Here is a 22,797-nt window from a genome sequence, read left to right as displayed (position 1 = left end):
TTGCGCAACAAAGCATTTATTAGCATAACGATCCTGAACCCCGGCTGATCTGAATCAATTCGCTTACTGCTGATTCTCCTGTTCGGTAAACAGATCGCTGAACAGCATGCTCGACAGATAACGCTCGCCGGAGTCCGGCAGAATCACGACGATGGTCTTGCCCTGCATCTCCGGCGTCTCTGCCAGCCGCACCGCGACTGCCATCGCGGCACCACAGGAGATGCCGCACAAAATCCCCTCTTCCTGCATCAAGCGCAGCGCCATGGCCTTGGACTCTTCGTCGGTGACCTGCTCGACCCGGTCGACCATCGACAGGTCCAGGTTCTTCGGCACGAAACCGGCGCCAATCCCCTGAATCTTGTGCGGGCTCGGCTTGATCTCTTCGCCCGCCAGCGCCTGGCTGATCACCGGCGAGGAGACGGGCTCCACTGCCACGGACAGAATTGGTTTGCCCTGGGTATTCTTGATATATCGCGAAACGCCGGTGATGGTTCCGCCGGTGCCGACGCCTGCCACGAGTACATCAACAGCGCCGTCGGTGTCGTTCCAGATTTCCGGACCGGTGGTTTTTTCGTGAATCGCCGGGTTGGCCGGATTGTCGAACTGCGATGGCATGAAGAACTTGTCAGCATCGCTGGCAACGATTTCGGCCGCCTTCTCGATTGCGCCTTTCATGCCCTTGGCCGGCTCGGTCAAGACCAGTTCGGCGCCCAGAGCCTTGAGGACTTTACGACGCTCGATACTCATCGAGGCCGGCATGGTCAGCATCAACTTGTAACCTCGAGCCGCGGCGACGAAGGCCAGGCCGATCCCCGTGTTACCCGACGTCGGCTCGACAATGGTCATGCCCGGCTTGAGTTTGCCGCTGCTTTCGGCGTCCCAGATCATGTTGGCGCCGATCCGGCACTTGACCGAGTACCCGGGGTTGCGCCCCTCGATCTTGGCCAGGATGGTCACACCGCGCGGCGCAATACGGTTGATCTGCACCAGCGGCGTATTACCGATGGAATGGGCGTTGTCAGCAAAAATACGGCTCATGGCTGGGTCCTTATGCAGCATTGAATTCAGCCTTCCAAGGTATGCCTGTTGCCTGGCGCAGTCCAGTCGGGTCGAACGTCTGCGCGGCGTAACAGTCAATCGCTTACATCGTCAGGGAATTGCCGTCATGAAGCGTCGCTACAGTTGGCCACTAGGGATTTTCGTCGTCATCGTTGTGTTGCTGATCGCGCTGCACATCGCCCTGCCCTACATGGTGCGCGACTACCTGAACGGCAAACTGGCGGACATGGGTGACTATCGGGGCCAGATCACTGATGTCGATCTTGCCCTATGGCGCGGCGCCTACAAGATCAATGGGCTGAAGATCGTCAAGGTCGACGGCAAGGTACCGGTACCGTTCGTCAATGCACCGCTGATCGATCTGGCGGTCAGTTGGCATTCGCTGTGGTACGACCATGCTGTTGTAGCGCAGGTCAAATTCGTCAAACCTGAAGTCAACTTCGTCGATGGCGGTGCCAATAAGCAGAACTCTCAAACCGGTCAAGGCACCGACTGGCGCGCGCAACTGGGCAAATTGCTGCCGATCACCCTCGACGAGGTCCAGATTCATGAGGGCAAAATCACCTTCCGCAATTTCAACTCCAAACCACCGGTCAACATGAACGCCACCAACGTCGAGGCCAGCATCTACAACCTGACCAACGTGGTCGACAAGCAGGGCAAACGTGACGCCCGTTTCGAGGGCAAAGCGCTTTTGCTCGGGCATGCCCCACTGGAAACCACTGCTACCTTCGACCCGCTGAGCAATTTCGAAGACTTCCAGTTCCGCCTGCGAGCCAAAGACATCGAACTCAAAAGCATGAACGACTTCGCCTCGGCTTACGGCAAGTTCGACTTCAACGCCGGCCACGGTGACGTGGTGATCGAAGCCCAGGCCAAAAAGGCGCAAGTCAACGGCTATATCAAACCGCTGCTGCGTGACGTCGAAGTGTTCAACTGGCAGCAAGATGTGGAAAACAAGAACAAGAGCATCTTCCGCTCAGTCTGGGAGGCACTGGTGGGCGGCACGGAAACCGTGCTGAAGAACCAGGCGAAAAACCAGTTCGCCACCAAGGTCGAACTCAGCGGCAACGTCCACCAGCAAAATATCAGCGCATTCGAAGCGTTTTTGCAGATTTTGCGTAATGGTTTCGTACAGGCGTTCAACGCGCGGTATGAGCGGCCTAAGCCGGATGCTGGTTAGGTTTTGCGGTTGACGATATAGCGACCCGACTCCTCTGCAGCCATTGTTGAGTTTTGTTGCAGTGAATCCCAGCCCAGGCAAGCCAGCGCCAGTGAACGTGGGACTGCCTCGCGCCCACTACTGTAGCGACTGATGCTACGAGCGCTGACACCCAGCGCTTCGGCAGCCTGATTAAGAGACAGTCCCGTTCGGGCGCGCCAGTCGATAAAGATTCGCGTGTTTTCATCGGCTGCGTTTTGAGCCAGCGCATCCATGTAAAGTGTGTCTGCACCAATCTGTATATCGGGTTCAAGCCATTCGACAGTCCAGCCGTAGTCGTCCAATGTTGCGGTCAAAAACACTTTGGGATCGAGCAATGGCTGCAGCCCTGGATAAGCTTTAATATCCCGGCAGAGATCAAGTGTCAGTTCCTGTCCATCAATAAAGGTCAGTGCCAATCGAAAGTCTGACAGTGCCTGCACTGCTGACAGGCGAGGCCTTTTCATGGGTAACATCGTTTCCAGTCCTCCAATAGTTGCGCTTGATGAGCCGAGACCCACGCCAGCGCTTCCTTGATAATCAGTGGCGGCGCCTTGCCCCTCATCACCTCAATGGTTTCAAGGCTCAGCATCACCTCCACGCCGCCACCGATAAGGTGAACATGGGGCGGCGGGTGATCCTTCTCGCGCAACTGAATGCGGTATTTGTCGCGAAATCGGTATTTAGTCGTCATGCCCGTGAGGCTATCGCCAAATCGGCGATACCTGAATACTGGCCATCGGCCGAGACTGAGTCAACATGTGACGCCCCATTCAGAGACTGAATAAGCCGTCTGCGTTCACAGTCGACCGGCCTGCGCGTTATAGTCGGGCATCCGATTATTTCGCCCCCGCCCTGCCCGTTCAGGTCGGCGTTACCGTTCGAGGATTAGCAGATGAAGTTCGAAGGCACCCAGGCCTACGTCGCCACCGATGACCTGAAGCTGGCGGTCAACGCCGCCATCACTCTGGAGCGGCCGCTGCTGGTCAAGGGCGAGCCGGGCACCGGCAAGACCATGCTCGCCGAGCAACTGGCCGAATCGTTCGGCGCCAAGTTGATCACCTGGCACATCAAATCCACTACCAAGGCCCATCAGGGCCTGTACGAATACGATGCCGTCAGCCGCCTGCGCGACTCGCAACTGGGTAATGAAAAAGTCCACGATGTGCGTAACTACCTGAAGAAAGGCAAGCTCTGGGAGGCGTTCGAGTCCGAAGAGCGGGTCATTCTGTTGATCGACGAAATCGACAAGGCCGACATCGAGTTCCCCAACGACTTGCTGCAAGAACTCGACAAGATGGAGTTCTACGTTTACGAGATCGACGAGACCATCAAGGCCAAGAAGCGCCCGATCATCATCATTACCTCCAACAACGAGAAAGAGCTGCCGGACGCCTTCCTGCGCCGCTGCTTCTTCCATTACATCGCTTTCCCCGACCGTACCACCCTGCAAAAAATCGTCGACGTGCACTACCCCGACATCAAGAAGGATCTGGTCAGCGAAGCGCTGGACGTGTTCTTCGACGTGCGCAAGGTGCCTGGCCTGAAGAAGAAGCCGTCGACCTCGGAGCTGGTCGACTGGCTGAAGCTGCTGATGGCCGACAACATCGGCGAAGCGGTGCTGCGCGAACGCGACCCGACCAAGGCGATTCCGCCGCTGGCCGGTGCTTTGGTCAAGAACGAACAGGACGTGCAATTGCTTGAACGCCTGGCGTTCATGAGCCGTCGCGGCACCCGCTAAGAGGCTGCTGCCATGTTGCTCAACCTGTTCAATGAAATGCGTGCTGCCAAGGTGCCGGTGTCGGTGCGCGAGCTGCTCGACCTGATCAACGCGTTGAAACAGCGCGTGACCTTCGCCGACATGGACGAGTTCTATTACTTGTCGCGGGCGATTCTGGTGAAGGACGAACGCCATTTCGACAAGTTCGACCGCGCGTTCGGCGCCTACTTCAATGGCCTGGAAAAGCTCGACGATCATCTGCAGGCGCTAATTCCCGAAGACTGGCTGCGCAAGGAATTCGAGCGCTCATTGAGCGACGAAGAGCGCGCGCAGATCCAGTCCCTCGGTGGCCTGGACAAACTGATCGAAGAATTCAAGAAGCGTCTGGAAGAACAGAAGGAACGCCATGCCGGCGGCAACAAGTGGATTGGCACCGGCGGCACCAGCCCGTTCGGCTCCGGTGGCTTCAACCCGGAAGGCATCCGGGTCGGCGATGCCGGCAAACGCCAAGGCAAAGCGGTCAAGGTTTGGGATCAGCGCGAGTACAAGAACCTCGATGACTCGGTGGAACTGGGCACGCGCAACATCAAAGTCGCCCTGCGCCGCTTGCGTAAATTCGCCCGTCAAGGCGCAGCGGAAGAGCTGGATATTGACGGCACCATCGATCACACCGCCAAGGACGCCGGTCTGCTGAATATCCAGATGCGTCCCGAACGACGTAACACAGTGAAGCTGTTGCTGCTGTTCGACATCGGCGGTTCGATGGACGCCCACGTGAAGATCTGCGAGGAGCTGTTCTCGGCCTGCAAGACCGAGTTCAAGCATCTGGAGTACTTCTACTTCCACAATTTCGTTTACGAATCGGTGTGGAAGAACAACATGCGCCGCACCTCGGAGCGCACGTCCACCCAGGACCTGCTGCACAAGTACGGCGCCGACTATAAGGTGATTTTCATCGGGGACGCCGCCATGGCGCCATATGAAATCACTCAGGCTGGCGGCAGCGTCGAGCACTGGAACGAAGAGCCGGGTTACGTGTGGATGCAGCGCTTCATGGAGAAGTACAAGAAGCTCATCTGGATCAACCCGTATCCAAAAGACACCTGGGGCTACACCTCGTCGACCAACATCGTGCGGGATCTGATCGAGGATCAGATGTATCCGTTGACGTTGCGCGGACTTGAGGAAGGGATGCGGTTTTTGTCGAAATAGATTTACATCAGCCGTGTTTTTCATCGCAAAAAGGCGAGCAGCATGCCGCTGCTCGCCTCTTGAGTCCGTGGCCAATCTGTTTACCAGCCTGTTGCCAGATAGGCCTTGCACAGTTCGCTCACGAAATAAGTATTATCGTTTGTCATGGCAGGACCTGCAGCAGTCTGCGGTACCGGTGTTTGTCTGCGTCGATTTTCTTTACGTCGTTTCTTTTTCCCCCGAACATCGATACTCGGCCCGAAAATATCGATCAAGATCGCTTCAGAGCGTTTCTTTTCTTCTTCCGTTTCAGGCGTGAAGTGCAGCTCCTGGCTCAATTCGCCGTCTGGGTTAAAGAACCGGAACATTACGGCAGTTGCGCCAGCGTCTTCGGTATGCCCCTCGGCCACTAACTCCATCACCTTCCCGGTGGAATCACCCCGAAAATTCCGGTCAAACATCCTGACCAGATCACGGGTTGCTCTGGAAGACATGAACTGATCAAGTTTAGCGATGAGGCCTGGGTCAATACTGTCGCTGACTTTCAGTTTTTGTATTCTGTAGAAGCCCAGTTGCGACTCATAGACTGCTTCAGACTTGCCAGCCTCAAAAAAACCAGCATTGTATTTGTTGCCAATGGCCAGGTTGCTTTCAGTTCCCTGCCCCACTACTTTCAGATAACGCATCTGTAAACTTCCTTGTAAAAGATGAGTGTCAATCGTTGCATCCGTTACTCAAAAACGATGTAGGCCAAATCACTAAAGCATCACGAAACGTCGTGATTCCAAGTACGAACAAGGGTAATTAAAAGTAGGAATCCAGACAGTAAAGAAGTTCCGGCCTTGCGCGAGTTTGCATGCCGTACTTGAGGTGCCAGACAGGCTTTGCGCCTGCTGTTCAATATCGGCAGTTCAAAGGGATGAGGGAAAATAGCCTCGTCCGCCCGAAATGTGCGCGGGCGGGAAAGGGATGTGATTGCTGTCGAAATCACATCCCTTGGCCAACTGAAAGGCTACAGCATGAACACTGTCGCCTTCCAGATTCGCTAAGGGCGACCTTTTTACCAACCCATATGAATATAGTCTTCGCAGAGTTGATTCACAGGATCAACAGGGTCCGCATAGGTCGTACCTCGTCTCCCACGCTCTCGGAGAATATCACGCACACTCGGCAAACAGTTCCATACTGGTGGTACCTGCGGCGGCGGAGTTACCGTCGTTTCGTTGATCATCCGGCCGTCTTCCGCGAAAAAGCGAAATCTCACGTGTGTCGCGAAACCATTCGCGTCGTGCCCACCGGACATCAGTTCCATGGATGTGCCATTCGGGATACCGGGAAGATTGAGTTTGAACACCGTGATCAGATCACTCGTCGCGCGAGACAGCATGAAACTGTCGATTCGTTTGGCTTGTTCTTGATCAATGCCTTCGCCAAAGCGTCCATCTGCCCTGTCAAAGAACTGGATTTCCTCCTCGTAAACGGCTTCGGTTTCTTTCGCATCGTAAAACTTGACAATAAAGCGGCCCTTGCTGAGTTCGCATTCAGAGCTGGCTTGAAACATCACTTTCAGATAACGCATCTGTAAACTTCCTTGTAAAGATGAGCGTCAATCGTCGCATCTCTTTTGCAAAAGCGATGTAAGTCAAATCACTGAAGCGCCATGAAACGTCGTGATTTCGAGTACGAACCAGGGTAATCAAAAGTAGGAATCCAGACAGGCCAGAAGCGTCGACCCTGCGCGAGCCTGCCACTCTTGAAACGCCAGACAGGCTTTGCGCCTGCTGTTGAATATCGTCATGAGGGGAAATAGCCTCGTCCGCCCGGAATGTGCGCGGGCGGGAGGCAGGGATGTGATTGCTGTCGAAATCACATCCCTTGGTCAACTTCAGACTCACTCAAGAGCGAATCATTTTTACCAGCCCATATCAATGAAGGCGTTGCAGAAACGACTCATATCGTGGCCTTCCACCATTACAGCACCGGAAGAGTGCGTAATACCCCATGATTCCTGTCCAGGAACAGGAAAACAAACGGTTGCGACTCCCATTCTAAGAGAATGCAGAGTTACCTTCCCGCTCCTTTGACCTTGCCGAAAGAAGCGCAATTCAAGCTCTAATGCGCCATTCTTGTGGATAACTTCTATGGATTCATGGAAGTTACCGTGATGATGGAACTCAAACATACCGAGCAGATCCTTCGCCGCAGGGGACGCCATAAAACCCTCGAATAGACTGGCTTGCTTTTCATCGACGCCGTTACTGCCCTTTTTCAGCTTATACCCGTGGTCGTCTGCTTCCGCCTCATGGACGACCTCTGTGTTACGAGAATCGTAGAGTCCGAAAACATAAGTGTTGCCCATGTCTTCATCATTTTTTCGTCCTTGTACTGCTACTTTCATATAACGCATCTGTAACTTCCTTGTGAAAGATGAGCAACCATCATTCCATACGGGCCCGGACATTTATGTAGGGGCATGTACTCACGCTAGAGGACGATTCTTGGTGTCGAGTCTGAAAAATGGCTGTTAGCAGTAGGAATTCAGATAATCGATATGCTTTCTCCAAGCCTGCTCTTGCATCACCGGCGTGAAGTGCAGCGAATGTCCAGGCAGGCACTGCGCCAGCCTCGCCAGTGCCAACGGCGTCAACGCCCCCAACCGTGGATAACCACCTATGGTCTGCCGATCATTGAGCAACACAATCGGCTGGCCGTCCGGCGGCACTTGCACCGCACCGAGCGGAATGCCCTCGGAAATCATCGGTGGCCCCTGATAGTGCAAGGCGCAGCCCAACAATCGAATGCCCATGCGATCAGCGCGACTGTCCAGAGCCCAGGTCGTATTGAACAGGTCAAACAGGCTCTGCCCGCTGAACTGGCCGATCTGCGCGCCAAGTACCAGATCCAGAGGAGCAGTCGATTTCAGGTCCGGCCGTAGCGCCAACGGTACCTCCCGCAGCAACTGCGATTCCCCGTGATAACTCAGCGTCGCGTCCTTGGCCAACGGCAGGCCCATGCCGTCCAGCCCGCCGAGTTCTTCGCGCACCACGGTGGCATTGCTGTCCAACACCTTCGGTGCATCAAAACCACCGGGCGCGGCCAGATAAGCCCGGGCCCCCAGCAACGGTTGAGTGAGCTGCAATTTCTGACCTTTGCTCAACTTGAAACTGCGCCACGGCGCCAATGGCTGCCCGTCGATCTGTGCGCCAAGGTCCGCGCCGGCCAACGCCAGCCAACAATCTTCCTCTGCCACCACGGCAAACCCGCCGAGGGTGATTTCGATCACCGTTGCGTCCAGCTGATTACCGAGCAACCAGTTGGCCCAGCTCATCGAACACCAATCCGCTGCACCACCCTGGGTGACGCCCAGATGCCGCACGCCGAAACGTCCCGCATCCTGCAACAGGCACAGCGGTGTACTTGCTTCAATCGTCAGTCGACTCATGCCTGCACCTCCAGTGGCGTGTCGTCGCCGCCCAGATTGACGAACTCGGCATGACTGATCGCTTCGAATCGCACCGTGTCGCCCGGTTGCATCAGGCTGTAGCCATCGCGATGGCGGTCGAACAATTTGGCCGGGGTGCGGCCGATCAGGTTCCAGCCACCGGGTGAGACCACGGGATACGCAGCGGTTTGCCGCTCGGCAATGCCGACGCTGCCGGCAGCGACTTTCTTGCGCGGCGTGTCAAGACGTGGCGCCGCCAGAACCTCTTCCACCAGCCCCATAAAGGCGAACCCCGGCGCAAAGCCAAGCGCGAACACCTGATACTCCCGCGCACTGTGCCGCCGGATGACCTCCGCCACCGCCAGACCGCTGCGCTCGGCGAGCAAGCTCAGCTCAGGGCCAACACTCAAGTCATACCAGACCGGCAGCACATGGCACTGGCCAGCGGTTTGCGCATTCGGTGACAGGTCGATCAACGCTTCGCCGATCAATTCCCGCGCCTGATTCGGGCTCAAAACCGTCAGATCGTAATGCACCATCAATGTCGTATACGACGGCACCAGATCGATCAGTTGCGCACCAAACACCGTACGCAAACGCTCACTGGCAGCGAGCATCCACGGCATGTTGGCTTCAGCGATTTCATCGAACAGACGCACCATCAGGCAATCCAGTGCCACCACTTCAATCCTTGGGTTCATAAGGCACTCTGCTGATTCAAGGCCTCGCGAATGCGCTGCACGGCGGCCACCGAACTGGCGTTGTCGCCATGCACGCAGAGGGTGTTGGCGTGCAGGCGCAAGGCGCTGCCGTCGCTGGCGGTGAGGTTGTCGCCACGGGCGATGATCAACGCTTGTTCGATGATTTTTTCAGGCTCGTGATGCACAGCGCCCGGCAGCTGTCGTGAAACCAGTTTGCCGGCGCTGTCGTAGGCGCGATCGGCGAAGGCTTCGAACCACAGAGTCACACCGTACTCATCGCCGGTCTGCTGCGCGACGGCGTTGTCGCGGGTGGCCATCAGCATCAACGGCAGGCTGCGGTCGTAAGCAGCCACCGCCTGAATCACCGCGCGCAACTGCGCCGGGTTGGCCATCATGTCGTTGTACATCGCGCCGTGAGGTTTGACGTAACTGACCCGGCCGCCCTGCGCCTTGCAGATGCCGTCGAGGGCGCCGATCTGATAATGCAGGATGTCTTGCAGCTCTTGCGCGGAGTACGCCATGGAGCGGCGGCCGAATCCGACCAGATCCTGATAGGCCGGGTGTGCGCCGATCGTTACCCCGTGGCTCAACGCCAGGCTGACGGTCTTGCGCATGATGCTCGGGTCGCCGGCGTGGAAACCACAGGCGACGTTGGCGCAATCGATGAAGGGCATGACCTCGGCATCCAGACCCATGGTCCAGCTGCCGAAACTCTCGCCGATGTCGCAATTCAATAGCAGGCGGCTCACGGTGAACACTCCTGTAGGTGCTTGTCTTTTTATCTGTAGGACTGTGCTGCGCAGGTTATCAGTTACTGCGCGTCCAGTTGCTTGCCACGGGTTTCCGGCAGGCTCAACGCCGCGATAATCACCACGCCGTAAGACACCGCCGCAAAGGCGCCAATGCCTACGCTCAACGGTACTTTCTGGCTAAGCAGACCAATCAGCAGCGGAAACAATGCCGCCAGCGCCCGACCGATGTTGTAGCAAAAGCCCTGCCCCGAGCCACGAATTCGCGTAGGAAACAGTTCAGTCAGAAACGTGCCCATGCCGCTGAAAATCCCCGAGGCGAAGAAGCCCAGCGGGAAGCCCAGCCACAGCATCACGCCGTTGCTCACCGGCAGCTGCGTATAGAGCAGAACGATGGTGAACGAGCCGACCGCGAACAGAATGAAATTCTTTTTCCGCCCCAGCAGGTCAGTCAGATAGGCGCTGATCACGTAACCGACGTAGGAGCCGACAATCACCATCGCCAGATAACCGCCTGTGCCGAGTACGCTCAAACCGCGCTCGTTTTTCAAGAAGGTCGGCAGCCAGGAAGTAATCGCGTAATAGCCGCCCAGCGCGCCAGTGGTCAGCAGCGAAGCGCGGAACGTGGTGAAGAGCATGCCGGGGGCAAAGATCTCGTAGAACTTCGACTGAGTCTCCGGCGTTTGCTGCGCCTTGGCCTCGCGGTAGATCTCCGGATCTTTCACCAATCGACGGACGAAAATCACGAAAATTGCCGGCACGATGCCGAGGATGAACAGTGCCCGCCAGGCATCTTCCGGTGGCAGCACGGAAAACAGCAACGCATACAGAATCGCGGTCAGCCCCCAGCCCAGCGCCCACCCCGATTGCACCATGCCCACCGCTTTGCCACGGTCCTTGGCGCGAATCACCTCGCCGATCAGTACCGCACCGGCGGTCCATTCGCCACCGAAACCGAAGCCCATCAAGGTGCGGGCGATCAACAGTTGTTCGTAGTTTTGCGCGAAACCGCAGAGGAACGTGAAGAAGGCGAACCACAGCACGGTCAGTTGCAGGGTGCGCACGCGACCGATGCGGTCAGAGAGAATCCCGGCAACCCAGCCGCCAATGGCCGAGGCGATCAGCGTGCTGGTGTGTATCAGCCCCGCTTCACCGGTGGTGATGCCCCACATCGCAATCAGTGTCGGCACGACAAAGCTGAGCATTTGCGTGTCCATGCCGTCCAGACCGTAGCCGATCTTGCAGCTCCAGAACGTACGACGCTCCTGCTGGTTGATGTTGCGATACCAGTCGAACGGCCCCGGACGCGCCGTTGCCTTGGGTACTTCTAGGGTGTCGGGAGCACGCATGGCTTATCTCCGCAGGTTTTTTATTGGTCTTGTTCGTAGCCCCGACGACGCCTATCGTGGGGACCGGATGCGTCGATTTTTCGTCGCGCGGCCCTGCTGCGTCCAACGAATAAAAACCCGCCTTAGCCATAAGAAAAATTTGTCACCCGAGCCTTGCCCATGAACCTGAAGTTTCTCGAGACCTTTGTCTGGGTCGCCCGACTGAAGAGTTTTCGCCTGACCGCCGACAAGCTGTTCACCACCCAGGCATCGATTTCCAGCCGCATTGCGGTGCTGGAAGGCGAGCTGGGGGTGAAGCTGTTTTTGCGCGATTCACGCGGTGTCAGCCTGACGCCGGAAGGCCTGAAAGTGCTGGAGTATGCCGAGCAGATGCTTGACACGATGTCGGCACTCAAGCAATCGATCGAAACCCGCTCAAGCAAGGTTGGCCGTGTACGTATCGGCGTGATGGACACAGTGATTCACACCTGGCTCAGCCCGTTGGTAGCGCAGATGACCGATCTGTATCCGCGAGTGGAAATCGAACTGGTAGCGGATACTTCGCTGAACCTCTGCGATCAGTTGCAAAAAGGCTTTCTCGACATCGTTCTGCAAACTGACCTGATCCGCCATGAAAGCGTGCGCAGCCTGGAGTTGGCCAGCCATCCGCTGGGCTGGATCGTCGCAAGCAATTCGATCTACAACCGCGACTACGCCGACCTCAGCGAACTGGCGCAGGAGCGGATCATCACCTATTCGAAAAACTCCCGGCCGCATCAGGACCTGCTGGCGTTGATGCAGGCGAACGGCGTGCTGGCGCCGCGCTTGAATTGCGTGAATTCAGTGTCGGCGATCACGCGGTTGTTGCGCGATGGGTTTGGTATTGGTGTGCTGCCGCCGGTACTGGTGACTGAAGAATTGGCACGGGGGGAATTGACCTTGCTCAACATCGATCAACGACCACCGAATCTGCAGGTGGTGGTCTCGTGGCGGGTGGGCGTTGAGTGGGTCGAGGAGATTGTGACGTTGTGTCAGCAGGTGCTGGAGGGATATTCGCTCAAGGTGGGCACTGACTACATCGCCCTGACACCGTGATCATTCCCACGCAGAGCGTGGGAGCGATCATCAGAGGCCGCGCACGTCGCGGTCTTCGATCGGTCGGCTCTGGCGCAGGCGTCGACCACCGAGAACAACCCAGTCGATCAAACGGAACAGACATTCAATGCCAAACGACAGCAGCAACGCGCCGCTCATGCCCCAGATCATCGCTTCGGGGGTCAGCAGGATCTGATAGCTGTAACCGTTCCAGGTTTCCTTGCGGATATCCGGATCGGCGGCCAGCACCACTTGCAGGAAGCGGATGTACCACGGCCCTTGCATCGCCTGGAACTGCTTGTCCAACGCCACCTGACGCGTGAGCAAGGTGTTCAGACTGTCGGCGTCGCTGCGGAAGATCGGATCTTCACTGGCGCGGTAATGCGCGACCAGCGCCTGCATATCGCCCTTGAAGAACTGCTCGGCAGTACCTTGAAAGCCACGCAAACCGGTCTGCGCCTCGATCAGGTGCGCCTCGACACGTTTGGCGTAATCGTTGATGAACCCCGGCACCTGGACACCGATCAACAGGCCCGCCGCAAACAACACCAGCCGTACATAACTGAGCAACATGGGGTGCAATCCTTTATTCGGTCTTGCCTTGGCTTACGCATTCGCCGCGTCGCCACAGGCTCCATTGGCCCGGTTCGTAGCGGGTCCAGGTTTCGTTTTCGGTCAAAGGCTCGGTGGCGATCACCGTGACCACGTCGTTGGGCGTGGTTTCCGCCTGGAAATCGACGATCACGTCGACATCCTTCAAGCGTGCCGGGCCGAACGGTGCGCGTCGGGTGATCTGTGCGAGTTTGGTCGAGCAATAGCAGAACAGCCAGTCGCCGTCGCTGAGCAGGCAGTTGAACACGCCTTTGCTGCGGTATTCGGCGCACGCGGCGACCAGATCCGGCAGCAGTTCTTCTATATCGACCGGCTCCGGGAATGCTGCACGCACGCGGTTGAGCAAATCGCAGAACGCCGCTTCACTGTCGGTATCGCCGACCGGGCGGTAGAAACTTTTGATCGGGGTGAAATCGGCGAGCTGGCCGTTGTGCGCGAAGCACCAGTTGCGCCCCCAGAGTTCGCGGGCGAACGGATGGGTGTTGGACAGGCAGACTTTACCGACGTTGGCCTGGCGGATGTGGCCGATGACCACTTCGCTTTTGATCGGATAGCGCTGTACCAGATTGGCGACTTCCGACTCGCAACTCGCGGCCGGGTCCTGAAACAGGCGCAAGCCACGGCCTTCATAGAAGGCAATGCCCCAGCCGTCGCGGTGCGGGCCGGTGCGACCGCCGCGCTGCATCAGGCCGGTGAAGCTGAACACGATATCGGTCGGCACGTTGGCACTCATGCCCAGTAATTCACACATGTGCGGACTCTCGGGTTACAGGCGCGGCTCGACCCGCATGCGCTGCGGATTGTTCGGCAGAGGTGGACGACCGTAGCGGTCATCACCGGCACCGCCGAACGGTTGATCATCGTCACGGTCATCGGCGCGGGCTGCGGCTTTGGCGGCTTCTGCCTGTTCACGACGCGCACGGGAAGCACGCTCGATCGGGAAGCGGATCAGCACAAAGATCAGGTAGATGCCGAAAGCGATCATGCTGTACATGAACAGATCGGAAATCGCCCGCCAGGCGTTGTTGCCGACCTTGAAGGCCAGGTCCAGTGCAGTGATGGCAATGGACGGCGCAACCTTGGCTTTCACCGGATCAATGATGGTCGGGCTGAACAGCAACACCGCCATCAGCACGCGCAGCGGTTCGCGCAACCAGCGCCACATCCAGGTAGTCAGGCGCATCCATACCAACAGGCAGCCCACAGCGGCAAAGGCGTAGAGGCCCCAGGCGATCAGATAGTCGTTCTCGGTCATGGTGTCCATGGCAAGGCAGGCAAAGAGGCGCTTATAGTAACGACTTTTCGTCCGTCAGGCTTGTCCCAATAGACACACGACCTGTGGGAGCGAGCCTGCTCGCGAATACGGACTGTCAGTTGAAACATTGTTGTCTGACCCACCGCATTCGCGAGCAAGCTCGCTCCCACAGGGGGCTGCGGCGGTTTCAAGATCCGCGAAAAACCCTATTCCGAACTTTGTCCGAGAGCCATCCATGCCCCAATCCGCCAACGTCATCAGTGCCCCGATTGCCCACAAGGCTGCCGGCGCCGACCCGTATGCCTGGCTGCAGGAGCGCGACACCGACGCGGTGCTCGATTACCTCAAGGCCGAAAACGCCTACCAGGAAGCGCAAACCGCCGATCAGGCTGAATTGCGTGAAACCCTGTTCGAAGAGATCAAGGGCCGGATTCTCGAAACCGACCTGTCCCTGCCTTCGCCGTGGGGGCCGTACCTGTATTACACGCGCACCACGGCGGGCGACGAATACGCGAGGCATTACCGCTGCCCGCGTCCGGCCGATGACAGCCTGAACCTCGACGAAAGCCGCGAACAATTGCTGCTCGACCCGAATGAACTGGCCAACGGCGGATTCTTCTCGCTCGGTGCCTTCAGCATCAGCCCGGATCATCAGCGGCTGGCCTACAGCGTCGATGCCTCAGGCGACGAGATCTACACGTTGTTCGTCAAGGAACTGGCCAACGACAAAGTCAGCGAACTGGAATTCGAAGACTGCGACGGCAGCATGACCTGGGCCAATGACAGCCTGACCCTGTTTTTCGGCGTGCTCGACGACACCCACCGCCCGCACAAACTGTTCCGCTATCGCCTCGACGGCACCGCCGCCGAAGAAGTTTTCCACGAGGCAGACGGGCGTTTCTTCCTGCATTGCTACCGCTCCAGCTCCGAGCAGCAATTGCTGCTGTCGCTGGGCAGCAAGACCACCAGCGAAGTCTGGGCGCTCGATGCCAATCAGCCGCACCAGCCCTTCACTTGCCTGGCGCCACGGGTCGAAGATCATGAATACGATGTCGATCACGGTCTGCTCGATGGCGTGTGGACATGGTTTATCCGCACCAACCGTGACGGCATCAACTACGCCCTGTATCAGGCGCCGGACACCGGCACCGCGCCGACCGAAGCCGACTGGCAGAACCTGATCCCCCACAGCGACACAGTCATGCTTGATGGCGTCAGCCTCAACACCGAGGCGATGACCCTGAGCCTGCGCGAAGGTGGCCTGCCGATCATCGAAGTTCACCCACACGGTCTGGCGCCGTATCGCGTGCAATTACCGGACGCGGCCTACAGCCTGTATGTGCAAAACAGCCTGGAGTTTGAAAGCGACCGCATTCGCCTGCGTTACGAGGCGTTGAACCGCCCGGCGCAGGTTCGCCAACTGATCCTCGCCAGCGGCGAACAAACGGTTTTGAAAGAAACCCCGGTGCTCGGCCCGTTCGACGCCGACGCTTACGTCAGCCAGCGCCTGTGGGCGACCGCGCCTGACGGTACGCAGGTGCCGATCAGTCTGGTGATGAAGCGCGAAATGGTCGGCCAAGCGGTGCCGCTGTATCTCTACGGTTACGGCGCTTACGGTTCGAGCCTTGATCCGTGGTTCTCCCACGCCCGTCTGAGCCTCTTGGATCGCGGCATGGCCTTCGCCATCGCCCATGTGCGCGGCGGCGGTGAACTGGGCGAGGCCTGGTATCGCGCCGGCAAGCAGGAACACAAGCACAACACCTTCAGCGACTTCATTGCCTGCGCCGAGTTCTTGATCCTCAACGGCATCACCACGGCCGAAAAACTGGCGATCAGCGGTGGCAGCGCCGGTGGTTTGCTGATCGGTGCCGTGCTTAACCAGCGTCCGGATCTGTTCGCCGTGGCGATTGCCGAAGTGCCCTTCGTCGACGTGCTCAACACCATGCTCGACCCGGATCTGCCGCTGACCGTCACCGAGTACGACGAGTGGGGCAATCCCGAGGAGCCGGAGGTTTACGAGCGAATCAAGGCTTACGCGCCGTACGAAAACGTCAGCGCGCAGGATTATCCGGCGACGCTGGTGATTGCCGGCTACAACGACAGCCGAGTGCAGTACTGGGAAGCGGCCAAGTGGGTGGCGAAATTGCGCGCGACCAAGACCGATGACAATTTGCTGCTGCTCAAGACCGAATTGGGCGCCGGGCATGGCGGGATGAGCGGGCGCTATCAGGGATTACGTGACGTAGCGCTCGAATACGCATTTGTTTTCAAGGTTTTGGGCCTGGCCTGAGGAACTCCGTCGGTCACTTGGGTCTTAATTGCAGACCCGAGAGGCCGATACCCCACAGATCCCCTGTAGGAGCTGCCGAAGGCTGTGATCTTTTGATTTTGATTTTTTCAAAGGCAAGATCAAAAGATCGCAGCCTTCGGCAGCTCCTACACGGAGACCGTGTGAAGCCTGAAACAGTAAAAACAAAAAGACCGTGACGACATGTCAGAACCGACCTTACTGAACAACGAAATCCGCGACTGGCTGATGGACTGTGGCCTGTTCGATCAATTGCAGCTGGCCGACTTTGCGGCCGCTTCCGGCTACTTCAGCATCAGCACCGTGGCCGAAGGCGAGGCGATTTTCCGTGAGGGCGATGCCGGCAGTTTCATGTGCATCCTCCACACCGGCCAGGTCGCCGTGCAGAAAACCGGGCCCGACGGTCAGGTGATCACCATGGCCACCTTGCGCAGCGGTCGGGCGTTCGGCGAAATGGCCGTGCTCGATGGTGAACGCCGCTCGGCCACCTGCGTGGCAGCGACGAACTGCCAACTGCTGAACCTCGGCAAAGACTCGCTGGAAAAAATGCTCAACGACGCGCCGAAGATCGCCGCGAAGATCATCCGCGCCCTTGCCGTTTCCCTGTCGAAACGCCTGCGCATGGCCGACGGCCAATTGGCCGCGCAGCAGGTTTAACCGCCGGGGGATTTCGCCTTGGTTCCGTTCGGCTCAATGCCCGGCACCGGCTGATCCTTGCTCGGCGGACTGGGCATTTCGATCGGCACCAGCGGCGGACTGCCACTGCCGGCGCCGGACTTGGGAATGTTGATCGGCGTGATCTGCGGGTACGGCGTCGGTGTCGCTGTGCCGGGCGAGCCGGGTTGCGGCGCCGGGCTGATCGGAATGGCCTGTTGCGCCTGCACTGCAGTAATCGAGAGCACGGCCAGGGCAATGACCGTTAGAATGGTGCGCTTCATCAAGGGCTCCGTTTGGCCTCTAGTCTGCGCTCAGGCTACTCCCAACGGGCCTGCTTGCCTTCCCCCTTGTAGAGATTTCCATGAAACGTTTCGTTCTGCTCGACACCACCCCGATCCCTGAAAGCGGCGGTGCCCTGTGCCTGTTCGAGTATGGCGAAGACTTCGTCATCAAGATCCAGGGCGGCGACGGCGGGCAATTGATGAACACGCGCATGCACGGTTCCGAAGATGCGCTGGCCGAAATTCCGTGTCGCAAGGTCGCTGGCCGGCCGGATTCGCGGGTGCTGATCGGTGGTCTGGGCATGGGCTTCACCCTCGCCTCGGCGCTCAAGCATCTGGGCAAGACCGCTGAAGTGGTGGTCGCGGAACTGGTGCCCGGCGTGGTGGAGTGGAACCGTGGCCCGCTCGGCGAGAAGTCCGGTCGGCCGCTGCTCGATCCGCGCACGGTGATCCGTCAGGAAGATGTGGCCAAGGTCCTGCAAAGCGAGCCGAACGGTTTCGACGCGATCATGCTCGACGTCGACAACGGCCCCGAAGGCCTGACGCAGAAGGCCAACAGCTGGCTGTACTCCGCCGCTGGTCTGAATGCCTGTGCCAAAGCATTGCGACCGAAAGGTGTGCTGGCGGTGTGGTCGGCCAGCGCCGATCGGCTGTTTTCCGACAAATTGAAGAAGGCCGGTTTCAAGGCCGAAGAAGTCCAGGTCTTCGCCCACGGCAACAAGGGCACGCGCCACACGATCTGGATTGCCGAGAAGCTCAAGGGCTGAGCTAAACTCTGCGCATAACCGTCATTAGTCTTCTACAAAGGTGAACCCATGAGTTCGTCCACCCCAACCAACACGTCGAAGCTGGATCGCATCCTCGCCGACAACCAGCGCGACAAGGAAATGGGCTACCGCGACAAGGCCCTGAAGATGTACCCGCACGTCTGTGGCCGCTGCACCCGTGAATTTTCCGGCAAGCGCCTGAGCGAACTGACCGTGCACCACCGCGACCACAACCACGACAACAACCCGCAAGACGGCTCGAACTGGGAGCTGTTGTGCCTGTATTGCCACGACAACGAACACTCGCGCTATACCGATCAGCAGTATTTCAGCGAGGGCTCGCTGAGCACGCCGAAGATCGCCAAGGCAACGCATAACCCGTTTGCCGCGCTGGCCGGGTTGATGAAGAAAGAAGACTGATCTTCATTGCCTGAACTGGCCTCATCGCTGGCAAGCCAGCTCCCACAATGATTTTGATCGCTCACAAATTTTGTGAACACCCGAGATCCCTGTGGGAGCTGGCTTGCCAGCGATAGGGCCAGAGCAGACACCACAGATCTCGAATCTGCCCGCCCTCTCCCAATCCCCGTATAATCGCGCTCTTTTTCCCGAAGGCACCCCGCTCGTGGCAGACAAACGGTACAGCTGCATTGGTTTGTATAACCCCAAATCACCGGAGAACGTCGGTTCGGTGATGCGCGCCGCAGGCTGTTATGGCGTGGCATCGGTGTTCTACACCGGCAAACGTTATGAACGCGCCGCCGACTTCGTCACCGACACCAAACGCGTGCACTACGACATCCCGCTGATCGGCATCGACGATCTGAAAAAGATCCTCCCGCTCAACTGCGTGCCCGTCGCCGTGGAACTGGTCGAGGGCGCCCGCCCGCTGCCGGAATACACTCATCCGGATCGCGCCCTGTACATCTTCGGCCCCGAAGATGGCTCGCTGGATAAAGATATCCGCGACTGGTGCGAAGACGTCGTATACATCCCGACCACCGGCTGCATGAACCTCGCCGCCACGGTCAACGTCGTGCTCTACGACCGCATGGCCAAGGGCCTGAACACGCGCTCCGGGCCGAAATTCCGCTGAAGCGGCGCACATCCGATGGAACAAGCTGACCGCTTCGGCAGTCAGCTTGTTTATCGATTACTCATTGCCTGGAGAAAGATCATGACCGAACTGAAACGTGTCGAACGTATCGAATCCACTCCGTTCCAGAGCCGTTCCGAGCAAAACGTCGAAGGCTGGGAGCGCATTGGCTCGCTCGCGGGTGGCGTGATCATGGTCGGCAAGGGCCTGCGCCGTGGCGGTGTGTTCGGTTTGATTCAGGTGGCAATTGGCGGCGTGGCCATGGCGCGCGGGATTACCGGGCACAGTTCGGTGAAGAGCCTGTTCGAGAAGAGTCGTCAGGACATGAACAACGTGCGGGCGAAGATCGAGCGCGCTGGAGAAGAACTGAGCAAGCTCAAGGCCAATGCCGAGGCGGCGACCAATACCGCCACCGTGACCGGCAATGATTCGGTGAAATCGCCGAAAACCGGGGTTTGATCCGAGATTTTCGGTGGGGCTGACGGCCTCATCGCTGGCAAGCCAGCTCCCACAGGTTCTGTGGAGACCACAGAATTTTTGCCCAGCCCCAAATCGGCTTATGGGTTGTGCACTGATTTTGTGCCCAACCCAAAACACTGTGGGAGCTGGCTTGCCAGCGATAGCGGTGTCACTGTAGCAACGCGGTATCAAGGACTTTGGAAGACTCGCCGAGAACACTCTCGGCCAGTTGCACAAACTCCTTGGTACTCACCGTCCCCAGATGCATCGCCCCACGCAACACATCATCCAGCGAACGCTTGTTGCGCGTCTTCAAGCGAATCTCGCGATCCAGTTCCTGCAACAGCACCACCGCTTTCGCCACCTGCGCCGGGCTGATCTGCTCGCCGCGCAACGTCGTGACCTTCTGGCTGTCCTTGGCCAGTTTCGCCTGCAAACCTTGATAACGCTCATCACTCATGCCGCCGGCGCGGCGTACCAGTTCAATGGCGTAATACTCGGCAAAACCTTCGCTGATCCAGTCGCTGCGCTGCTCGTCATTGATCCGCCCGAACACCTGCGCCAACTCACGTACCAGCGCGCTGCTACCGCTTTCGCTGACCAGCGGTAGTCGCGTGTTTACGTAGATGGATTCATGCGCTCCGAGGCCGCCACGCCACATCGGGTCGTTGGCGCCGACGATCAACAGCTTGCTCGGATGTCGCGGGTACACGGCCTGCACCTGCGGCCAGACAAACGTGAGCAACGTCAGCACATCCATCCGGCGCATGCCCTGGCCCTGCGGCGAGGCCACGGTGACTTCGGTTTCGCCCAAGCGTGTGCGGCGGCTGCCGAGGTGGCCGGCGAGCATCCAGCCGGTCGGGCGGTCGAACAGGCGCGAAGGATTGTCGATGCGGAATTTGTTTTTGCCGATGCGTGGCCACGCGGTTTCAACGCTTTTCCAACCATCAGGCAATTCGAATTGCAGACGCGCGACCAGTTCGGTGCCGTCCTGTTGATCGAGTCTGGCCGGCGGCACCAGTTCGTCGCCACGCATCAACGCCCAATTTGGGGTCATGCGCGTGTCGAAGCTGCCGTTCTTGCGGCCGTGGCTGATGCGTACGCGGTAGGTCAGGCTGGACTTTTCGCTGGCGGGGCGCCAGACCCCGCGCGCTTGTTTGCCCGGGCTCAGCAGCCACTGGCCGTCAGCCTTGAAGTCGCTGTAATGGCTGCCGTCGCCAAGATCGAAATCGAGACTGCGTACCGCTTCGCCCTTGGCCAGGGTCAGGCGTACTTCGGCCTGATCGCTCTGTGGCAACAGACGCACGTGATAATCCAGATCGACTTTCTTCGCCGCCCAGACCGGCGCGCTCAGCGCCAGCAGCGCAACCATCAACGCTCGCGGCAATCCGACAGCCATACACACTCCTTGGTAAAGCTTGAATCAGCAGGTGTTCAACCCGCACGGAAAATCAGGTGATCTTCCCAGTCATCTTCCGGCACGCTGCCTTCGGCAAGCATGCGCCCGGACTGGGAAATACGCTCATGGTGCACCGCATCGCGATCGCCACACACCAGGTGGTGCCACAACGGCAAATCCTTGCCCTCGCTGACCAGTCGATACCCGCAGGTCGGCGGCAGCCATTTGAACTCTTCGGCCTGGCCCGGGGTGAGCTGGATGCAGTCCGGGACAAATTTGATGCGGTTCGGGTAGTCGCTGCACTGGCAGGTTTTCAGGTCCAGCAGTTTGCAGGCGATGCGCGTGTAATAAACGCTGTTGTCTTCTTCATCCTCGAGTTTCTGCAGGCAGCACAGGCCACAGCCGTCGCACAGCGATTCCCATTCCTGGTGATCCAGTTGATCGAGGGTTTTGCGTATCCAGAACGGTTCGACTTTGGCGGCCATGGCTCAAGCATCAACATCAGGTGGTGAAAAGGCCGCCAGTCTAGTGCCCAAGACCCGGCGGGCCAAGCGGTGGCGACTGCCGGTTGCGCGGGACTTGTCAGTTTTTGTGGCGGCGCGTAGCTTTGCCAGTCGCAAGAAGCCTTGCCCGCAAGCCATTAACGCTCGACCGCGTTGCATTGTGGTGAACCCTCAGGCTCGGAAAACCCCATCGTTCAGCGCAACTGATCCCGCCGGGTTTTCATTCAAATCCCTGACTCAAACGTAGCAAGGAATCTCTCGATGAGTGCCAACCCTCGCGTTGCCGATTACGCCATTCACCCGCAATTCACCGACCGCTGGTCGCCGCGCGCCTTCACCGGCGAAGCGATCCCGGAAGAAACCCTGTTGAGCTTCTTCGAAGCGGCACGCTGGGCGCCCTCGGCGTACAACTCGCAGCCTTGGCGTTTCCTCTATGCGCGTCGCGATACGCCAAACTGGGAGCGTTACCTGGGCCTGCTCAACGAATTCAACCGTAGCTGGGCACAGCATTCTGCGGCGCTGGTGATCGTGATTTCGAAAACCACCTTCACTGCACCCGGCGCGACGGAAGAAACGCCGGCGTTGTGGCATACCTTCGACACCGGTTCGGCGTGGGGGCATCTGGCGCTGCAAGCAAGCATCAGCGGCTGGCACACCCACGGCATGGCCGGTTTCGATCAGGAGCTGACGCGCAAGGAGCTGAATATTCCTGAAGGTTACGCGCTGCACGCGGCGGTGGCGGTCGGCAAACTCGGTGACAAGGCAACGCTGGCTGAATACCTGCAGGCCCGTGAAGAGCCGAGCCCGCGCCGTCCGCTGAACGAACTGGCGGCGGAAGGCGAATTCACCCTCTAAGCCACACCGCAAATGATCGTTCCCACGCTCCGCGTGGGAATGACTCAAGGGACGCTCCGCGTTCCAATGGGACGCAGAGCGTCCCCGGCTGCATTCCCACGCTCCGCGTGGGAACGATC

Annotated in this window: 28 protein-coding genes; 11 read left to right on the top strand and 17 right to left on the bottom strand. The window is 58.6% G+C overall.

Translation table 11 applies throughout. The annotated features are described in order from the left end of the window. Positions 1-63 precede the first annotated feature (63 nt). Positions 64-1,038, bottom strand: coding sequence for a cysteine synthase A (gene cysK, locus RMV17_RS07240; RefSeq protein ID WP_034153189.1), 975 nt, complete (start codon positions 1,036-1,038; stop codon positions 64-66). A gap of 127 nt (positions 1,039-1,165) precedes the next feature. Between cysK and RMV17_RS07235 the strand changes: the two genes are divergently transcribed. Further along, complete coding sequence (locus RMV17_RS07235) at positions 1,166-2,242, top strand: DUF748 domain-containing protein (RefSeq protein WP_034153188.1); 1,077 nt, start codon at positions 1,166-1,168, stop codon at positions 2,240-2,242. On the opposite strand, the gene RMV17_RS07230 is transcribed toward RMV17_RS07235, so the two are convergent. Together RMV17_RS07230 and RMV17_RS07225 are read right to left on the bottom strand one after the other, a co-directional pair. Further along, complete coding sequence (locus tag RMV17_RS07230; protein ID WP_108225957.1) at positions 2,239-2,736, bottom strand: helix-turn-helix domain-containing protein; 498 nt, start codon at positions 2,734-2,736, stop codon at positions 2,239-2,241. The genes RMV17_RS07235 and RMV17_RS07230 overlap by 4 nt on opposite strands. Continuing rightward, positions 2,724-2,954, bottom strand: a complete 231-nt coding sequence (locus RMV17_RS07225) for a DUF4160 domain-containing protein (protein WP_108225958.1) — start codon at positions 2,952-2,954, stop codon at positions 2,724-2,726. Before RMV17_RS07225 ends, RMV17_RS07230 begins: the two co-directional genes overlap by 13 nt. Before the next feature lie 201 nt (positions 2,955-3,155). Here RMV17_RS07225 and RMV17_RS07220 point away from each other — a divergent pair, with 201 nt between their 5' ends. Next, positions 3,156-4,001: an AAA family ATPase gene (locus tag RMV17_RS07220; protein WP_007911294.1), complete on the top strand. Its 846-nt coding sequence runs from the start codon at positions 3,156-3,158 to the stop codon at positions 3,999-4,001. Between the two features lie 12 nt (positions 4,002-4,013). Next, positions 4,014-5,192, top strand: coding sequence for a vWA domain-containing protein (locus RMV17_RS07215; protein ID WP_007911295.1), 1,179 nt, complete (start codon positions 4,014-4,016; stop codon positions 5,190-5,192). An 80-nt stretch (positions 5,193-5,272) separates the two neighbouring features. Here the strand turns inward: RMV17_RS07215 and RMV17_RS07210 are convergent, their stop codons facing one another. From RMV17_RS07210 to RMV17_RS07175, 8 genes are all read right to left on the bottom strand, one after another. Further along, a complete protein-coding gene (locus RMV17_RS07210) occupies positions 5,273-5,857 on the bottom strand; it encodes a hypothetical protein (RefSeq protein ID WP_311886124.1) in 585 nt (194 codons plus the stop codon). 374 nt (positions 5,858-6,231) lie between these two features. After that, positions 6,232-6,750 carry a hypothetical protein gene (locus RMV17_RS07205; protein WP_311886123.1) on the bottom strand — a complete coding sequence of 173 codons (519 nt, stop codon included), beginning with the start codon at positions 6,748-6,750 and terminating at the stop codon, positions 6,232-6,234. After that, on the bottom strand, positions 6,713-7,066 hold the full coding sequence (locus RMV17_RS07200; RefSeq protein ID WP_311886122.1) for a hypothetical protein: 354 nt from the start codon (positions 7,064-7,066) through the stop codon (positions 6,713-6,715). The genes RMV17_RS07205 and RMV17_RS07200 overlap by 38 nt, the downstream gene beginning before the upstream one ends. 17 nt (positions 7,067-7,083) lie before the next feature. Further along, a complete protein-coding gene (locus tag RMV17_RS07195) occupies positions 7,084-7,578 on the bottom strand; it encodes a hypothetical protein (RefSeq protein WP_311886121.1) in 495 nt (164 codons plus the stop codon). A gap of 117 nt (positions 7,579-7,695) precedes the next feature. Beyond that, positions 7,696-8,613 (bottom strand): biotin-dependent carboxyltransferase family protein, encoded by a 918-nt coding sequence (locus RMV17_RS07190; protein WP_311886120.1) that lies wholly within the window; start codon positions 8,611-8,613, stop codon positions 7,696-7,698. Further along, entirely contained in the window at positions 8,610-9,314 is a 705-nt protein-coding gene (locus tag RMV17_RS07185; protein ID WP_311886119.1) for an allophanate hydrolase subunit 1, read from the bottom strand. Before RMV17_RS07185 ends, RMV17_RS07190 begins: the two co-directional genes overlap by 4 nt. Further along, on the bottom strand, positions 9,311-10,063 hold the full coding sequence (locus RMV17_RS07180) for a 5-oxoprolinase subunit PxpA (protein WP_311886118.1): 753 nt from the start codon (positions 10,061-10,063) through the stop codon (positions 9,311-9,313). The genes RMV17_RS07185 and RMV17_RS07180 overlap by 4 nt, the downstream gene beginning before the upstream one ends. Before the next feature lie 62 nt (positions 10,064-10,125). Further along, positions 10,126-11,412 carry an MFS transporter gene (locus RMV17_RS07175; RefSeq protein WP_311886117.1) on the bottom strand — a complete coding sequence of 429 codons (1,287 nt, stop codon included), beginning with the start codon at positions 11,410-11,412 and terminating at the stop codon, positions 10,126-10,128. 159 nt (positions 11,413-11,571) lie between these two features. On the opposite strand from RMV17_RS07175, the gene RMV17_RS07170 reads away from it, so the two are divergent. Beyond that, complete coding sequence (locus RMV17_RS07170; RefSeq protein ID WP_311886116.1) at positions 11,572-12,486, top strand: LysR family transcriptional regulator; 915 nt, start codon at positions 11,572-11,574, stop codon at positions 12,484-12,486. A 30-nt stretch (positions 12,487-12,516) separates the two neighbouring features. Here RMV17_RS07170 and RMV17_RS07165 read toward each other — a convergent pair whose 3' ends face one another. Genes RMV17_RS07165 through RMV17_RS07155 form a run of 3 tightly spaced genes read right to left on the bottom strand, consistent with a single transcriptional unit; the run spans position 12,517 to position 14,362 of the window. Further along, entirely contained in the window at positions 12,517-13,059 is a 543-nt protein-coding gene (locus RMV17_RS07165; protein WP_034153178.1) for a DUF2937 family protein, read from the bottom strand. 13 nt (positions 13,060-13,072) lie between these two features. Beyond that, positions 13,073-13,849 (bottom strand): class II glutamine amidotransferase, encoded by a 777-nt coding sequence (locus tag RMV17_RS07160; protein ID WP_108225964.1) that lies wholly within the window; start codon positions 13,847-13,849, stop codon positions 13,073-13,075. Positions 13,850-13,864: 15 nt separating this feature from the next. Then, positions 13,865-14,362, bottom strand: a complete 498-nt coding sequence (locus RMV17_RS07155; protein WP_034153176.1) for a hypothetical protein — start codon at positions 14,360-14,362, stop codon at positions 13,865-13,867. Positions 14,363-14,588: 226 nt separating this feature from the next. Here RMV17_RS07155 and RMV17_RS07150 point away from each other — a divergent pair, with 226 nt between their 5' ends. Together RMV17_RS07150 and RMV17_RS07145 are read left to right on the top strand one after the other, a co-directional pair. Beyond that, positions 14,589-16,643 carry a S9 family peptidase gene (locus tag RMV17_RS07150; protein WP_311886115.1) on the top strand — a complete coding sequence of 685 codons (2,055 nt, stop codon included), beginning with the start codon at positions 14,589-14,591 and terminating at the stop codon, positions 16,641-16,643. Between the two features lie 201 nt (positions 16,644-16,844). Further along, on the top strand, positions 16,845-17,318 hold the full coding sequence (locus RMV17_RS07145; protein WP_077571551.1) for a cyclic nucleotide-binding domain-containing protein: 474 nt from the start codon (positions 16,845-16,847) through the stop codon (positions 17,316-17,318). Here RMV17_RS07145 and RMV17_RS07140 read toward each other — a convergent pair. Beyond that, entirely contained in the window at positions 17,315-17,599 is a 285-nt protein-coding gene (locus RMV17_RS07140) for a hypothetical protein (RefSeq protein ID WP_311886114.1), read from the bottom strand. The genes RMV17_RS07145 and RMV17_RS07140 overlap by 4 nt on opposite strands. 80 nt (positions 17,600-17,679) lie before the next feature. Between RMV17_RS07140 and RMV17_RS07135 the strand changes: the two genes are divergently transcribed. The 4 genes from RMV17_RS07135 to RMV17_RS07120 all read left to right on the top strand — a co-directional run bounded on the left by RMV17_RS07135 (position 17,680) and on the right by RMV17_RS07120 (position 19,921). After that, positions 17,680-18,366, top strand: coding sequence for a spermidine synthase (locus tag RMV17_RS07135; RefSeq protein WP_007911335.1), 687 nt, complete (start codon positions 17,680-17,682; stop codon positions 18,364-18,366). 48 nt (positions 18,367-18,414) lie between these two features. Beyond that, the gene (locus RMV17_RS07130; RefSeq protein ID WP_007911336.1) at positions 18,415-18,786 is read left to right on the top strand and encodes a YajD family HNH nuclease; all 372 of its coding nucleotides are present in this window, start codon (positions 18,415-18,417) and stop codon (positions 18,784-18,786) included. Positions 18,787-18,991: 205 nt separating this feature from the next. Beyond that, on the top strand, positions 18,992-19,462 hold the full coding sequence (locus RMV17_RS07125; RefSeq protein ID WP_150730362.1) for an RNA methyltransferase: 471 nt from the start codon (positions 18,992-18,994) through the stop codon (positions 19,460-19,462). Positions 19,463-19,543: 81 nt separating this feature from the next. Continuing rightward, positions 19,544-19,921 (top strand): DUF2892 domain-containing protein, encoded by a 378-nt coding sequence (locus RMV17_RS07120; RefSeq protein ID WP_311886113.1) that lies wholly within the window; start codon positions 19,544-19,546, stop codon positions 19,919-19,921. 169 nt (positions 19,922-20,090) lie between these two features. On the opposite strand, the gene RMV17_RS07115 is transcribed toward RMV17_RS07120, so the two are convergent. Together RMV17_RS07115 and RMV17_RS07110 are read right to left on the bottom strand one after the other, a co-directional pair. Next, positions 20,091-21,320, bottom strand: a complete 1,230-nt coding sequence (locus RMV17_RS07115) for a hypothetical protein (RefSeq protein ID WP_311886112.1) — start codon at positions 21,318-21,320, stop codon at positions 20,091-20,093. 35 nt (positions 21,321-21,355) lie between these two features. Further along, entirely contained in the window at positions 21,356-21,805 is a 450-nt protein-coding gene (locus tag RMV17_RS07110) for a YcgN family cysteine cluster protein (protein ID WP_034153170.1), read from the bottom strand. Between the two features lie 279 nt (positions 21,806-22,084). On the opposite strand from RMV17_RS07110, the gene RMV17_RS07105 reads away from it, so the two are divergent. Next, entirely contained in the window at positions 22,085-22,678 is a 594-nt protein-coding gene (locus RMV17_RS07105; RefSeq protein WP_311886111.1) for a nitroreductase family protein, read from the top strand. The last annotated feature ends 119 nt before the right edge of the window (positions 22,679-22,797 follow it).

Source organism: Pseudomonas sp. VD-NE ins (genome assembly GCF_031882575.1).
GTDB classification, from domain to species: domain Bacteria; phylum Pseudomonadota; class Gammaproteobacteria; order Pseudomonadales; family Pseudomonadaceae; genus Aquipseudomonas; species Aquipseudomonas fluorescens_BZ.
This window is presented reverse-complemented; position numbering and strand designations above follow the sequence as displayed.

Bases quoted from the DNA above. Each gene is read 5' to 3' on its own strand.
- cysK (WP_034153189.1), bottom strand. From the start codon at position 1,038: ATGAGCCGTATTTTTGCTGACAACGCCCATTCCATCGGTAATACGCCG.
- RMV17_RS07235 (WP_034153188.1), top strand. From the start codon at position 1,166: ATGAAGCGTCGCTACAGTTGGCCACTAGGGATTTTCGTCGTCATCGTT.
- RMV17_RS07230 (WP_108225957.1), bottom strand. From the start codon at position 2,736: ATGTTACCCATGAAAAGGCCTCGCCTGTCAGCAGTGCAGGCACTGTCA.
- RMV17_RS07225 (WP_108225958.1), bottom strand. From the start codon at position 2,954: ATGACGACTAAATACCGATTTCGCGACAAATACCGCATTCAGTTGCGC.
- RMV17_RS07220 (WP_007911294.1), top strand. From the start codon at position 3,156: ATGAAGTTCGAAGGCACCCAGGCCTACGTCGCCACCGATGACCTGAAG.
- RMV17_RS07215 (WP_007911295.1), top strand. From the start codon at position 4,014: ATGTTGCTCAACCTGTTCAATGAAATGCGTGCTGCCAAGGTGCCGGTG.
- RMV17_RS07210 (WP_311886124.1), bottom strand. From the start codon at position 5,857: ATGCGTTATCTGAAAGTAGTGGGGCAGGGAACTGAAAGCAACCTGGCC.
- RMV17_RS07205 (WP_311886123.1), bottom strand. From the start codon at position 6,750: ATGCGTTATCTGAAAGTGATGTTTCAAGCCAGCTCTGAATGCGAACTC.
- RMV17_RS07195 (WP_311886121.1), bottom strand. From the start codon at position 7,578: ATGCGTTATATGAAAGTAGCAGTACAAGGACGAAAAAATGATGAAGAC.
- RMV17_RS07190 (WP_311886120.1), bottom strand. From the start codon at position 8,613: ATGAGTCGACTGACGATTGAAGCAAGTACACCGCTGTGCCTGTTGCAG.
- RMV17_RS07185 (WP_311886119.1), bottom strand. From the start codon at position 9,314: ATGAACCCAAGGATTGAAGTGGTGGCACTGGATTGCCTGATGGTGCGT.
- RMV17_RS07175 (WP_311886117.1), bottom strand. From the start codon at position 11,412: ATGCGTGCTCCCGACACCCTAGAAGTACCCAAGGCAACGGCGCGTCCG.
- RMV17_RS07170 (WP_311886116.1), top strand. From the start codon at position 11,572: ATGAACCTGAAGTTTCTCGAGACCTTTGTCTGGGTCGCCCGACTGAAG.
- RMV17_RS07165 (WP_034153178.1), bottom strand. From the start codon at position 13,059: ATGTTGCTCAGTTATGTACGGCTGGTGTTGTTTGCGGCGGGCCTGTTG.
- RMV17_RS07160 (WP_108225964.1), bottom strand. From the start codon at position 13,849: ATGTGTGAATTACTGGGCATGAGTGCCAACGTGCCGACCGATATCGTG.
- RMV17_RS07155 (WP_034153176.1), bottom strand. From the start codon at position 14,362: ATGGACACCATGACCGAGAACGACTATCTGATCGCCTGGGGCCTCTAC.
- RMV17_RS07150 (WP_311886115.1), top strand. From the start codon at position 14,589: ATGCCCCAATCCGCCAACGTCATCAGTGCCCCGATTGCCCACAAGGCT.
- RMV17_RS07145 (WP_077571551.1), top strand. From the start codon at position 16,845: ATGTCAGAACCGACCTTACTGAACAACGAAATCCGCGACTGGCTGATG.
- RMV17_RS07140 (WP_311886114.1), bottom strand. From the start codon at position 17,599: ATGAAGCGCACCATTCTAACGGTCATTGCCCTGGCCGTGCTCTCGATT.
- RMV17_RS07135 (WP_007911335.1), top strand. From the start codon at position 17,680: ATGAAACGTTTCGTTCTGCTCGACACCACCCCGATCCCTGAAAGCGGC.
- RMV17_RS07130 (WP_007911336.1), top strand. From the start codon at position 18,415: ATGAGTTCGTCCACCCCAACCAACACGTCGAAGCTGGATCGCATCCTC.
- RMV17_RS07120 (WP_311886113.1), top strand. From the start codon at position 19,544: ATGACCGAACTGAAACGTGTCGAACGTATCGAATCCACTCCGTTCCAG.
- RMV17_RS07115 (WP_311886112.1), bottom strand. From the start codon at position 21,320: ATGGCTGTCGGATTGCCGCGAGCGTTGATGGTTGCGCTGCTGGCGCTG.
- RMV17_RS07110 (WP_034153170.1), bottom strand. From the start codon at position 21,805: ATGGCCGCCAAAGTCGAACCGTTCTGGATACGCAAAACCCTCGATCAA.
- RMV17_RS07105 (WP_311886111.1), top strand. From the start codon at position 22,085: ATGAGTGCCAACCCTCGCGTTGCCGATTACGCCATTCACCCGCAATTC.